The 13,502-nt window shown below is 41.2% G+C and carries 9 protein-coding genes and 1 pseudogene; 3 read left to right on the top strand and 7 right to left on the bottom strand.

Features of this window, described 5'->3' with window-relative positions:
- Window positions 1–263 precede the first annotated feature (263 nt).
- The gene (locus PR809_RS06275) at window positions 264–710 is read left to right on the top strand and encodes a GNAT family N-acetyltransferase (protein ID WP_166265558.1); all 447 of its coding nucleotides are present in this window, start codon (window positions 264–266) and stop codon (window positions 708–710) included.
- Window positions 711–786: 76 nt separating this feature from the next.
- Here PR809_RS06275 and PR809_RS06280 read toward each other — a convergent pair whose 3' ends face one another.
- The 3 genes from PR809_RS06280 to PR809_RS06290 all read right to left on the bottom strand — a co-directional run bounded on the left by PR809_RS06280 (window position 787) and on the right by PR809_RS06290 (window position 6,055).
- Entirely contained in the window at window positions 787–3,750 is a 2,964-nt protein-coding gene (locus PR809_RS06280; protein WP_206275942.1) for a TonB-dependent receptor domain-containing protein, read from the bottom strand.
- 25 nt (window positions 3,751–3,775) lie between these two features.
- Window positions 3,776–5,230, bottom strand: a complete 1,455-nt coding sequence (locus tag PR809_RS06285) for a porin family protein (RefSeq protein WP_102140016.1) — start codon at window positions 5,228–5,230, stop codon at window positions 3,776–3,778.
- A 78-nt stretch (window positions 5,231–5,308) separates the two neighbouring features.
- Window positions 5,309–6,055, bottom strand: coding sequence for a Slam-dependent surface lipoprotein (locus PR809_RS06290; RefSeq protein WP_206275941.1), 747 nt, complete (start codon window positions 6,053–6,055; stop codon window positions 5,309–5,311).
- A 481-nt stretch (window positions 6,056–6,536) separates the two neighbouring features.
- Between PR809_RS06290 and PR809_RS06295 the strand changes: the two genes are divergently transcribed.
- Window positions 6,537–7,160 (top strand): SDR family oxidoreductase, encoded by a 624-nt coding sequence (locus tag PR809_RS06295; RefSeq protein ID WP_206275940.1) that lies wholly within the window; start codon window positions 6,537–6,539, stop codon window positions 7,158–7,160.
- Window positions 7,161–7,208: 48 nt separating this feature from the next.
- On the opposite strand, the gene PR809_RS06300 is transcribed toward PR809_RS06295, so the two are convergent.
- Window positions 7,209–7,745: a GNAT family N-acetyltransferase gene (locus PR809_RS06300; RefSeq protein ID WP_102140013.1), complete on the bottom strand. Its 537-nt coding sequence runs from the start codon at window positions 7,743–7,745 to the stop codon at window positions 7,209–7,211.
- Between the two features lie 314 nt (window positions 7,746–8,059).
- Between PR809_RS06300 and PR809_RS06305 the strand changes: the two are divergent.
- A pseudogene (locus PR809_RS06305) lies at window positions 8,060–8,974 on the top strand (Rpn family recombination-promoting nuclease/putative transposase).
- A 101-nt stretch (window positions 8,975–9,075) separates the two neighbouring features.
- On the opposite strand, the gene torD reads toward PR809_RS06305, so the two are convergent.
- Genes torD through torC form a run of 3 tightly spaced genes read right to left on the bottom strand, consistent with a single transcriptional unit; the run spans window position 9,076 to window position 13,401 of the window.
- On the bottom strand, window positions 9,076–9,690 hold the full coding sequence (torD, locus tag PR809_RS06310; RefSeq protein ID WP_206275939.1) for a molecular chaperone TorD: 615 nt from the start codon (window positions 9,688–9,690) through the stop codon (window positions 9,076–9,078).
- Window positions 9,687–12,233: a trimethylamine-N-oxide reductase TorA gene (gene torA, locus PR809_RS06315; protein ID WP_102140010.1), complete on the bottom strand. Its 2,547-nt coding sequence runs from the start codon at window positions 12,231–12,233 to the stop codon at window positions 9,687–9,689. The genes torD and torA overlap by 4 nt, the downstream gene beginning before the upstream one ends.
- Window positions 12,223–13,401 carry a pentaheme c-type cytochrome TorC gene (torC, locus tag PR809_RS06320; RefSeq protein ID WP_166265540.1) on the bottom strand — a complete coding sequence of 393 codons (1,179 nt, stop codon included), beginning with the start codon at window positions 13,399–13,401 and terminating at the stop codon, window positions 12,223–12,225. Before torC ends, torA begins: the two co-directional genes overlap by 11 nt.
- Window positions 13,402–13,502: the final 101 nt, after the last annotated feature.

Raw genomic sequence — 13,502 nt, forward strand, 5'->3', positions numbered from 1 at the left:
GTATTTGGCTGTGATATTTGACTTGGATCCCAATTTTGAATATTCATTAATTAGAAAGCAATAAATGAGTCGAAATTTTATTTTAGTCTAAATGCTGATATTAATGTTATCCGTAACATATCGACTGCTATTTGTTTATTGCGTCTTGAAAAATACAAAGGCACGAATGGCGCGAACAAAAAAGTATTTATTGCTAAATTTATGTTTAGCCATCTTTTTATCACAACGGTATTGTAATTGGTAAATTCTAAAGCAAGGTGTTTATGATTATTACCCTAAAAGATATCACCAAAGACAATTGGGTGGATATCATCTGCCTCGAGATAACCAAAGAGCAGGAAGACTTTGTTGCTCTTAACTCAGAGTCAATCGCAGCCTCAAAATTTTTTGATCATTATATTAATCGAGGGATTTATGTTGATGATGAGCCTGTTGGCTTTGTTCAATATTATTCAAACCATGAAAATGGTTGGCCAGAAGAAGTGTTTATTGACCAATTGATGATTGATATAAAGCATCAACGAAAAGGCTTTGGTTCTCAGGCTATTCCGCTAGTTCTGGAAGAAATTAAAAATTTGGGCAAATATAAGTCCGTATCAATTTGTTATGTTGAAGGCAATGACATGATGAAACCATTCTTTGAGCAGTTTGGTTTTGCAGTTGTAGACCAAGATGAATTCGACGAAACCATTATGCGGTTATTTTTCTGATACTGAAGTGATGAATATCCGCTCCTACTTAAGGTTAGCAGCGGATATTTATAGTGGGTAAATCAACAGCATTTATCTAAAATTGTGCATTTAATCCTAAGCGTAGTGTGCGGCCTGGAGCTGGCATCATACTGCGTGTTAGTGGGTCGATATAATAACGATCAGTTAAGTTGGTTACTAAGAATTCGACATTGATATTTTTATCAATTTGGTAACTGGCATAGGCATCTGCTGTAAAGGTCGGGGTCCAGTGCATTGGGCTATTATTCGCCATTGAATAACTCCCTGGGAATTGCTGCATTAATTTCCGTTCATCTTTATTTTGCACGCTGCTGGTATAACGTAAGCGTGTTCCCACCTCGAGAGTTTCATCCATAAAACGCATGCCGAGGTTAGAGTTAATCGCATATTTAGGCTGTAATTGTGTGCGTAAAAAGCCACCGGGGAAACCTGCGGTGGTGCATTGAGAGATATTATAGCGGTTAGTTGGATCCAAATTAGCGGGTGCGGAGTCATCACAAACTTCATTTTTGAGGCGGTAATCAACACCAATATCCATAAATACCCCACCATTATCGTAGCGGGCCAAAGCTTCAATCCCCGCGGTTTTATGCTCTTTTACTTGAACAAAATTAAGACGTCCATCACGGTCAAATGCATTTTCGATGACAGTATGGTAATAGCCTATTTTCACATCAGCGTGACGTTCGGCACCGAGTAACCCTTGTAAATTACGGGAATAGCCAAATTCTATGGTTTTCGCACGTTCGGGTTTGAATAACATTTTCTCTTTGCGAGCTTCACTTTCCCCTGCAAACCCAATGCTATTTTCGAAAATACTTGGTAAGCGTATCGTTTCGATGTAACGCGCATAAACGCGGTCGTTATCAGACAACCAAATATTGGCACCAAAAGCAGGCGCCCAGCCATGGCTTTTTTGTTTGCCTGAGAATTTCCATTTTTCTTCTTCAGTGAGTTTTCGCTCGATATCATCTGAAGGATGCGAATAACTTGCCCCATAGACGTAAACTTCTTTACCCGTTACTGGGTCGACTGCGCGTGCTTGAGAGTCAAAAGTTCCGTTATGGAAAGGGTTCGTTTTTGTCGTATAGCGCCCGTCTTTATCTGATTTCCATTCCGTGCGGAAATTGACATCTAAAACGCCATTTTCTTCTGGATGTTGAGAGCTATTTCTCTTGGTGATGAAAACAGTATAATTCGTGTCATCAAGCCCTATCGTTTTGAGTAAGATTTGTTTGTTCCTATAGCCACCATTGAAGGGTTGGTAGCCATTTTCAATAGCCTTATTATATTCATCTTGGGTTAAAATTCGGTTGTAATTGATTTGTTTAGCAAGTCGTTCATCAGGGTTTTGAAAGCCTTTGGTTCGATTGCGCATTTGCTCTTTTAAGTAATCATCTTCTGTCCAGCCATCAATATATTTTGCTCCCGCATCCAACTCCAACCAACTCGTTGGGCGATAGTTAAAGTTAAAGGCAATACTGGTTTCTTGTCGATGGCCTTTACGTGGAAGGGCAATAAACGGGCTAGCAGTTTGCGATGGTGGAACGTCATTTGAGTCTAATTTTTCTTTGAGCATTGAACCGCGAATGGTTAAATCAAGATCGGGGGTGAGCGCCATGGTATTGCGTAAATTAAATCCAATGCGATCATTTTCAGAATTAGTTGCTGCGGTATTAATTAACGTGCCATCAATGTTAGGATCTTTGCCATCGCCATAGCCATACTCAAAGGCCCAGTCACGCTCTTTGGGCTCTCGAGGGTAGCCGCCAGAGGTATTGGTATCTCCTACGGAATGCGTCATCCAGATATTCGCATTTAGGTCAATCCATTGGTTATCTTCGGGTTTCCATTTGTATTCGGCATTATAGGCATTGACTGTAAAGTGAGCCAACGGCCATTGTGGTAGCACTTGTTTACCTTCAAGCTCAGCAAATCCTAAACGTGAGGGCATAATTTCACCATAGGTACTTTCACTCCGGCGAAAGCCAAGGTGTAGTGTTTGGTTTTCAGTGAGATATAAATTGGTTTTAACTAAATAGGATTCCAGCTCATTAGAGGTATTAGTCACTTCTTTTCCGGGGAGAAATACATTCGCGGCAAAAGGTAAGTAAGGATCTGGGCCAAGTTGTTGCTGTACTGTTTGTTGTTCATTTAGTTGAACGGATTCTTTATAACGGTGAGCGCCATTTTTCCCTGCAAAATAGTTGCCTTGGCGGCGATAGGCATAGGCAGCCATTAAATCGAATTTTTCTTGTCGAGTCCCAACCGCTATTCTTCCGCCATTATCTTTAAAATTGAAAAATTGTGCATTTCCTCGGGATTTCGGTGTGATGTGGACGACAGGATCGGAGAATACAGAGTTATTATCTTTATAAATCTCTGGGTGATCTCGGTAATCTTCGCCATAACCATAGTGAGGAATACGTTCACGAGTTGAATTACTGCTGGTTTCTAATTTTAAGCTGACACCAAACTTTTCATCTGGAGCGACAACGTCATCTATTCCTAGGGTTCTGATGGCTATCCCACCACCAACAGAGGTTTTTATATCACCAGCAAGAGAACCACTTTTTTCAATCTCAATACTACTAATGAGGTTTGGGTCCACATAATTACGGTTATTTGCCCCATTGTAACCCCGGTAAACTGTTAGTGATTGCTCTGTGCCGTCAACCGTAACAGGAACACGCTCTTGTCCTTGGATCCCTCGAATATTTGGGTCTAACGCACCACTGTTTCTTGCGTCACCGCTATAGACGCCAACTGCGCTATTGAGCACATCCGCGGTACTGGTACCTTTATAACGCTCAACAAGGTCTTTTCCTAAATAAATTTTAGAGCCTTTTGCATCATATTGGTCATCGTAGCCTTGTTGATCACGCTCTTTGATAGTTTTTGCGGAATCTTGGACAGTAATGGTACCGATGTGTTCTTCTTTTTCCCCTAAAGCAATCGATGGAATAAAAAGGGCAGTAATAATTGCAGTAGTAATAGGTGTTAATTTGTATTTATACATAGTGTTTTTCTCTGTGCCATAACGCTTAAAAACGGGTTTCTAACCCAATAGAAATTTCGTGCTGGTGATAGGAGTAAATTCCATCTGCGGAACTGCGATTGTCACGAAAGCGATAACTGGTATAAGGCGTAAATGTGAAAAATGAATAATTTGGAAAATTGAGCCGCGCAAAGTACATCGCTTCACGATCATGGCGTTTCACATTCAGGAGGTAATTGAAGGCTTGAAATTGGCTTTCTCGATAGGTGGCTAGTGCTAATAAATGCACATCAGGTGTAATCACGGTATAGAAGCCGCCTCGGACACCCAACTGGTCATAATCATCACTACGAACTTCTGTGGTGAGACGCGTCGCGTCAGCTCCCAAAAATAGGGAGGTATCTGGGGTGATTCCATAGACACCCGTTAGGTGTAGGCTACTTCGATTACCATCGGCACTGTCATACGGTTTTTGGTAATGAAGCTGTTGGTGATCCGCGGACATACTGAGGATCATGTTTGGGCTGAATTGATAATCAGCTTCAATTTTGCCACCTATCCCTAAATAACGACGCTTTTCATTGACTGTTTTTAATTCAACTAATGGGCCAACGGCGACAGTGGTATTCGCATCATTAAAACGGTATAAAGCAGCTAAAGAGGTGGTATTCTCACTAAATTCGGCATAGTGAGGATAGCGGTCGCCATATGATGTCCCCTTGATTTGCAGCGAATGATGGCCAGAGATAGGAATTATTTTACTCAGGCTCGCGTCATAGGTGAGCCCTGACGACGCGATGGGGTTGTCCATTTTTAATGTGCCACCTGGTACTTCCCAAATTTTATTTTTATCAGGGACTTGGTTAATATTACTGTTATTTTTATATCCGAAAGAGAGACTCCCGCTCCAAGCTGTTCGGTTTTCGATAGCGCTAATAAATTGTTGGATGGTCTGCTTTACACTGGCAGGTAATGCAAGTGTTTCATCGTTGATTAAGTTTTGGAATAAAGCCAAAGACTCCTTATTTTGATTATCGTCAAAATAAGCTCGGGCAAGTTCCAACTTAATGCGAAGAAACTTTGGTGACAGTGCCAGTATTTGTTGGTAGTGGGCAATTGCTTCAGGGTAATGGTTTTGCGTTTTAGCGATTTCTGCTTTTGCAAATAAAATAAGTAATGGGTCCGCATCAGTTAGCTGCTGGTAGCGAGGCAATAAGCGTTGTACGTCTTGAAATTGCCGATGGTTGATTGCCAAATAAATCGCCTGGCCTAAATCTTGAGCGTTATTTTTTAGGGTATAGTTTTCCCCATTTAGTTTGATTGATAGGTCATCTGGGAGTAGCAATTGGTCTTTATGGGGGACAACTGCACTTTTATCACGATAATTTTGTTTATCTTTTTGCCATAACAACTGTTCACGGTCTGTATCCAGACTGGTTGAAAATGCAGAGGGCGCGACCATTGTAACCATGATGGCAAGGGTTAATAAAAGATATTGCATAGGGTTAGCTTCGGTAATAAAGGGCGGTGACCAGCAATGTGTGATGCTTTGTTGTGGTCACCGAGATTGATTTACGGATTACTGGGAAATATTCCCACGGCTTCCCCCAAAGGCCATATCTTTACTGTGGTCGCTGAATTCAGTTACCCCAGCAATATGTTTAGCTTGGTCGCCAAAAAAGTGCCCGCGGGTTTCACCTAATGCGCCATTAAGTGTCGCATCTCCTGCGAAGGTAGCATTATTTTTAATGGTGGCATCAATGTTCGTCGCACCAATATTCCCTGCTAAAGATTTAGTACCAAAGTTAGCTGTCAGGGTACCTGCGGCCATTGCACCTCCGTTATATTGGCTTATTCCTTTAACAGAGTATTCCGCAGTGCCCGCTGTTGGCATATTGGTGGTGATGTCTTTACCTGAGTAGTAAGCCGTGTGTGTGGCGTCATTAACTTGCCCTGTCGATGACCATTCACCGAAATACACTTCAGCATCCGCGACTTTGGCAAAGTTAAATACGCCCATTTTGTCATGTGAACCAGGGCCATTCGGCATGGAAATCACATGCGCTTCATTTCCCTGTTTTTTTGGCGCCATTTTTGTTAGGCCTGAGAATGAAATTATTTTTCCACCATATACAGTTTGCACACCAATACCGGGATCTCCGATAGCGCCACCATGGCCACCATTTGTCCCTTCTGTTTTACCAACGCGCACGGAAGGTTCATTTGGGTTGAAAGGCTGGCTTTGGTCAAAGCCGATCTCAGCAGAAGCGGCAAAAGTGACCCCACTCGTGGCGAATGCTAGGGCGATAATAGTTAACTTTTTCATCGAAATACTCCATTTTTATTAAAGATATTAACGATACTATTGATTAAGAAATTATTATTTCGCATATATATGACGATAGGTATTAAATCAAATAATAATATAAATGCAAATGATAATTCTTCGCATTAACATTAAAATAATTATGGGTATCAATGGAATACTGGTATTTTGTTTGTTGTTAGTTGTTGATATTACGATTTATTTTTGTAATCAATTTGTTGGTTTATCAATTTTTATGATAAGTGTTTTTTTACGAAAAAGTTAAACTAGTCACATTTTAATGAATTTGATTAAATGAATTACATAAAAAACATTAAAGTTAGTGTTGTTTACTTTTCCATCGTTGATGATAGCTATTCGCGGCTTAAATAGATTTAAATAATAAATGCAAATAATGCGCATTATCATCTATATTGTGGTAATTTTAGATTTTTAAATCACAAATAGATTGATGTATCACTCAAAACAAAGGGAGAAAAAAATGGCTCCATGGTTAATTTTTGGCGCGGGTGGAAAAGGTGTTGGTCATCAGATTGCTCAGTTGGCAATAGCAGAGAAACGCCCAATCATCGCAGTTGTACGTAATAGGCAATCCGCATCAGGTTTAGAGGCTTTAGGGGTACAAGTGTTAATTGGCGATGCTTGTGATAGTGAGGTGGTTAAGGCAGCTTGTCATTCCGCAGGAACAACTGCTACGGTTATTTCAACCATGGGAGGCACGCAAGATTACTTAGCTCACCGCACGGTGATTGATTGTGCCGAGCAAGCAGGTATATCTCGTATGGTGCTAGTCACGTCACTAGGTTGTGGAGACTCATGGCCTTATTTGTCTGCTCGGTCACGTGCTGCGTTTGGCCAGGCAGTGAGAGAAAAATCCCTTGCGGAGTCATGGCTACAAACTAGTTCGTTAGATTATGTGATTGTTCGCCCTGGTGGGTTATTACATGGTGAGCCAACGGGAAAAGCAGTTCTTCAACAAGAGGTTGAAGTTCATGGTTTAGTGATGCGCGCAGATGTTGCTTCACATGTTTACCAATTGGCTAAGCAAGAAGAATTGAAAAAACAAATTTATAGCGTGGTACAACCCGGCCTGACACCCGCTTAATAAAACTAATGTTGTTTTTTAGCCTATCTGGCTTTTATCACATATAGGCTACCATTGGTCTCCACTGCGAAAGTCACAATATAGGGGCTGTGAAAAATCAATTAAATTGTTTTTTGACCACCCCATAACACCACCTTCTTCATCCACAGAATGGATATAATGGCCTTGGTTGAGCTCATACAACGGTCCATTCCAAACCTGCCAACCGACAGATTGATATACATGAAAGCCTTCATCTGATGCAGAAAGGAGGCCTAGCTGATAGCAACTGGCAATAATTTGGTTGGTAGCCTGCATGAGTTGTTTACCGATCCCTTGGCGACGGTAGTTTTCTAGTACAGCCATCGCTTCAACATAGCCAACCGTTATTGGCATGTTACCGATTGCCATATGGCGTTGAATAATAGCAACATGACCAACAATCTGTTGATGGTCATAGGCTAAAACATGCATTCCCCCTAAAGCATGCTCGAAATCATCATGGGTAAAATCTTGCTCAAAGCTTTGATATAGCACGGAATACAATGCCTCTCTATTTTCTGTTGAAAGTTGAGAAGTGTGTTTGTGTTTATATTCTATTGTCATTTAGCACCGTGGAATAATTGCAAAGAGGAGAGAATGGAAAAATGGTTAAGCTTGTAGAGTAGTATATCGCTGTTCAAAATAGGTTGTGGTGATTTTAATGTGCTAGTGTTAAAAACTATTTTAGTGCTTTTTAATAAAGCCATCGATATACTTTGTGGTATTACTCAAACGTTATTTTTATTAATATAATATTGACATTATAAATATTATTTCACTCCAAAATTTCGAATTTTATCATATTGTTATACTGAACAGACAATCTAGGTATTTTGCTTTATTGTGTGGTCGTTGCTCTTTTCAATAAGGATTATTGAATGAAGAAAAAAACGACATCAACGATACATGATGCGGCTTTTAAAGGATTTATGGCAAACATTGAAAATGCGCGAGACTTCTTTGAAATTCATTTACCGGAATATATAAAATCATTATGTGATTTCAATACGTTATCGCTGACAAATTCCTCGTTTATTGATAAACAACTTCGCTCGCGGTTATCGGATGTATTGTATTCAGTACAAACCTCTCAAGGGGAAGGGTATATTTATCTTTTAGTTGAACATCAATCAACTCCCGATAAACTCATGGCGTGGCGTTTAATGCATTATGCGTTTTTAGCGATGAATCAGCATATGCAGCAAGGAAAAACAACATTACCCATTGTTGTACCGATATTATTTTACCATGGGGCGCGTTCGCCTTATCCATATACACAACTTTGGACGGATTGTTTTCCATTACCAGGGATTGCACATGAGTTATACACACAACCATTTCCACTCGTAGATATTACCGTTATTGATGATAATGAACTCGTTAATCATCGAAAAATTGCGGTAATGGAATTAGCAATGAAACATAAATATCTTCGGGATGAATTCCAACAGGTACTCCCTCTCTTGGCGAAGGCACTCAATAAACATTATAATAGTGATAATGACATCATAACTATCCTCAATTATCTGTTTATTGCTTTAGACTCGCATAATTTTGAACAAGTTATTCAAGTTTTAGGGGAACAGACAGAAAAGCATAAGGAGACAATCATGAATATTGCGCAACGATTGCAAGATAAAGGACGACAAGAAGGGCTGTAAGAAGGATTTCAAAAAGGCCAAGAAGAGGCAAATATAACAACTGCACGGAATCTTTTGGAGCAAGGAGTTAATATTGATATAATAATGAAAAGCACTGGGCTGAGCCGTGAAAAACTTATTTCTTTACAGTAACTCAGGTGTTATGACTAAGATTTAAAAGGGATATTATTTATTAATATCCCTTTGTTTTTAATAATAGTTGAATAATATATAAATTATTTAAATGGCATCTATTAGGTTTGCTTATCCCATTGAACTAGCGCTAACAACAGCTGACTCAAAGCAGCATAAAAACCAAATTCATCATATCGTTGGCAATTTTGGCTAAATATCGGTAGCCATTGCAGTAAAAGTGACAACGTTTTTAGGCGTAATTGTTCCACTTTTTCTTGCGCCAAATGGGCTTCATTTAATGAAAAATGTAAGTGGCTTAATAGCTCCAAAAAAATTGAAATATGGTCAGAAGGCTCGTTAAATGCCTTACTGGTTTCCATTCCTGCCTCGGCTAATAGGTACTTAATCTGTTCATTACCATGCTCACTGTTTGGATAAACTGAGGCGTAAGGTAAGGCGGATTGCTTATCTGACATTAAGAATAAACTGCAAAAATCTGCGGCTAATTCGAGCTGAGCATCATTTCGCATCATTAGCGCTTGGATTTTTGTTTTAACCTCTTGAATTGGCGAAATTAAAACGGGTTCCTGTTCGATAGCTGTAAACCAATCCATCATTTCGCTAGATTGAAGTTGCGCTATCGTTGCACTATCTAATTCACGTGAGAATAATTGTGCTAACCATGCATAAACACAGGCTATTTGTTCTGACGATAAAGTAATTTCTTTGGTCATCTATTCACCTGTGATGCAGGAACATATTCACATTGAGCCACCATTTCAATTGGCCCATCGAATGCACTGACGTTATCCACTTGCCCTGTGTATTTTTCTATCTCCACGATCGTCGTATGTGCGCTGGTGGCTTGAGCGAGTTGAGAGGTTCCTATATCCAATGTCAATACGTTTGGGTTTCCGTATTTACACAGAGCATTAATTTCTCCACCCTTAGTCGGGTCATACCAAGCTCCTTCATGGATACGAGCAACGCCTTCTGTATATAGGTCCGAAACCACGGCTCCGGCTAACACTTGCCCTCGGTCGTTGAAAACACGAACGATATCACCATTTTGTATACCTCTGGCTTTTGCATCTTTAGGGCTAATAAAGATAGGCTCTTTGCCACTAACGGAATAATATTGGCGTAATACAGGAGATTCGCACAATTGTGAATGTAAGCGAAAATCGGGGTGAGCAGATTGCAAATGTAATGGCCATTTTTTTGAACCAGGGCCACCGTGGGAGCGTTCCGCTTTTTCGAACCACATTGGGTGACCTTGGCAATCATCATATTGCATGTCGGCAATGGTTTTCGAATAAATCTCAATTAAACCACTCGGTGTCCCTAAAGGTTCTAAGTCGGGATCTTCCCTAAACGCTTGATGACGAACAAACATTTGTGGATGTTCAAATTCCACATAGCCTTCTTTTTCCCAGAACGTATCGAAGGATGGTAAATGAATACCACGGCCTTTTCCTTGCTGGCTGCCTTCTTGCCAAATGCGTTTTAGCCAGCCCATTTCGTCTAAACCTTCAGTAAAGGCTTCTTCACGGCCAAAACGACGACATAGATCGCGTAAAATGTCGAAGTCATTACGTGATTCAAACTGCGGTTCAACGAGCTGTTTCATCGCAATAATGCCACGATTTGAGTGGTTACCGTATTGGTCAAGGTCATTACGTTCAAATTGTGTGGTTGCCGGTAATACGATATCGGCAAAGCGACAGGTGGATGTCCATTGATTATCAATAGAAACAACCGTTTCAAGCTTGCGCCAACCCTCAATAATACGGTTAATTTGTTGGTGGCGGTGGAATGGGTTGGTTCCGGCAAATACACACATTTTTAGTGGTGGCAATTTAACCGCTTTACCGTTCCAGTTGATTGTTTTTCCGGGCTCTAAAATCGCATCGATAAAACGAGCAATAGGAATGGTGCTGCTGTAGCCTTTGTAGTCATTGTTATCATGAATGGGGGGCACTTTAGTTGAGCCGGAAAAACCACTTAAAATAATCCCCTGACGGCTTGGTGTTCCCGCGCCATTATAATGCCAGCCGAAGCCAAATCCTCCACCCGGTAAGCCAATTTGACCTAACATCGCAGCTAAAACAACAATCATCCACGACCATTGTTCACCATGTTGCATACGTTGAACGCACCAACCTGCAATGATTTGGGTTCTATCTGCTGCCATTTGGCGAGCTAAAGCTCGGATTGTGTCGGCATCAATACCGCAAATTTCAGCTGCCCATTGTGCATCTTTGGGTTGTCCATCCGTTTTTCCCATTAAGTAGGGAACAAATTGCTCGAAACCGACACAGTATTCTTTTAAGAAGGTTTTATCATGCAAGCCTTCACTGTAAAGCGTGTGGGCGATGGCTAATTGCAGCGGTACATCCGCTTGGGGGTTAATAGCGATATGTTGAACATTTGCACGTCCAAGGTAATCATGAGTTGAGGTGATTATAGGGTCAATACTGATGACTTTTATCTCGCCATTAGCCGCTTTCTCTTTGAGTTGTTCATAATATTCATAAACGTCATGATCAGGACACCACCAGTTAGCTTGTTGGTTTTTAATCAGGTCAGAGCCCCATAATACGATAGTTTTACTATTTTTCAGGACTAGCGGCCAAGAGGTTTGTTGTTCATAAACCTCCATCGACCCAACGACTCGAGGTAAAATGACTTGTGCAGCCCCCGTTGAGTAGTCTCCGCCAGTACTAACACTATTGCCATGCAGGGCAATGGCGCGGGCTAACATACCTGAAGCATTGTGGAGCATCCCGGTTGATTGCCAACCATTTGCAGTGAGCAGCCCACTTGGCCCATAAGTTGTTTGAATACGTTCTAGTTCTTGATAGAACAAATCAAGGGCTTCATCCCAAGAAACACGTACGAAACGGTTATCACCCCGTTGAGAAGTATCACTTAAATGACGTTTACGTAGCCAATCAACACGAACCATTGGATAACGGATACGAGCGGTGCCATGTACATGGTCAGGCAATCCTGCAATCATTTTTGATGGGAATTTATCGTGTTCAAAAGGTTTTGCTTCGATAAAACGGCCATCAACTACAGTGGCGCGAATTGCACCCCAGTGTGACCCAGTCAGAATGCCTTCTTGTACTACCGCAGCTTGTTCGCCAACTGTCGCAGCGCTAGCCTTACGCGGTGTTAATAGGGAAGGGCCTAACATACCTGCCACAGTGAGCCCGCCAAGCTGGAACAAAAAGCGTCGACGAGAAGCTTGAAAAGTTGGATTATTTTTCATTCTGTTCTCCGTTATCACCGTGTGAAGATCCTGCGGTATCAGATGCATTCATTTGTAAGTATTTCAGTAAGGTACGCTCTTCTCGCTTATCTAAACTGGTAAAGCCAATCATACCGTTTAATGTGCCTATCCAACCGTTAGCATCAAAGTGAGCGATATCTGGCGCACCATGGCATTGATTACATGAACCGTTATATAAAGAATCTGCATAAGCCCATATCGGTTTGATATCATTGACCATATCGCCTTGTTGCATCCATGCAGTTGCTTGCAGTTTGCTCCATGACGTATCTGTTGCAGCGACAACGGTGCTTTCTAAATTTTTCACATTTTCTTGAACATCACCGCGTATCGAAGCGACGAAAATTCGCTTACCCGGAAACTCAGATAGAACGCGTTGGCGACCATCGGTTTCTGTCCACCCTGTTATTTCAACTTGTAGCCAATCGCCATCACGTTTTAGAACTTTCACCTCTGAGGCAGGAAGTAACGAGCCTGCGGGGTCTTTATCCCCTTTATTGGCATAAAGAGGTTTAATATCAAGTGAATAAAGAATGTCAGCATCACTGTTTGCTTTCGCTCTTAACTCATCAAATTGTTTACGAAAGCCACTACTCATATCGGGTAGTTGATGGGCAATCCCTTTATGGCAATCAATACAGGATTGATTTTCTTTCGCAGCAATTTGCATTTGGCGAGCCGCTTCTGGGTTTTGTTTTGCGTGATCCATCGAGTCATAATCATGGCAAGAGCGGCAAGTGGCTGAATTATTCTCTTTCATGCGAGCCCACTCGCGTTCCGCAAGTTCGGCACGTTTGGCTTCAAATTTTTCTGGGGTATCTATCGAGTGAGCAATAAATGTTTGATAAATATCATTGCTTGCTTCGAGTTTCCGTTTAATCATGCCTGGAAGGTCGGAGGGAATATGGCAGTCATGGCATTCTGCGCGTACGCCAGATGCATTTTGGAAATGTACAGATTGTTTATATTCTTCGTAAACGGGTTCCATGCTATGGCAACTGACACAAAACTCAGTGGTGCTAGTCACTTTCATCCCAACATGGGGGACAACGATTAACGCAACACCCACTGCAATCCCGACAACGATTAACGTTAGCATTGACCAACGAGCACTTGGTTTTCGCAACGCTCTCCAGAGTTTCCGCATAATAGCCCCTGTAATTATATGGTTTAATACAGGCGATCTTATTGAGTTAATATGAATAGCGGTACTAGCCAGAATGAACAGCTTACGGCAAGATATGAGCA

The organism is Providencia sp. PROV201, assembly GCF_028479545.1.
Taxonomy (GTDB): Bacteria; Pseudomonadota; Gammaproteobacteria; order Enterobacterales; family Enterobacteriaceae; genus Providencia; species Providencia huaxiensis.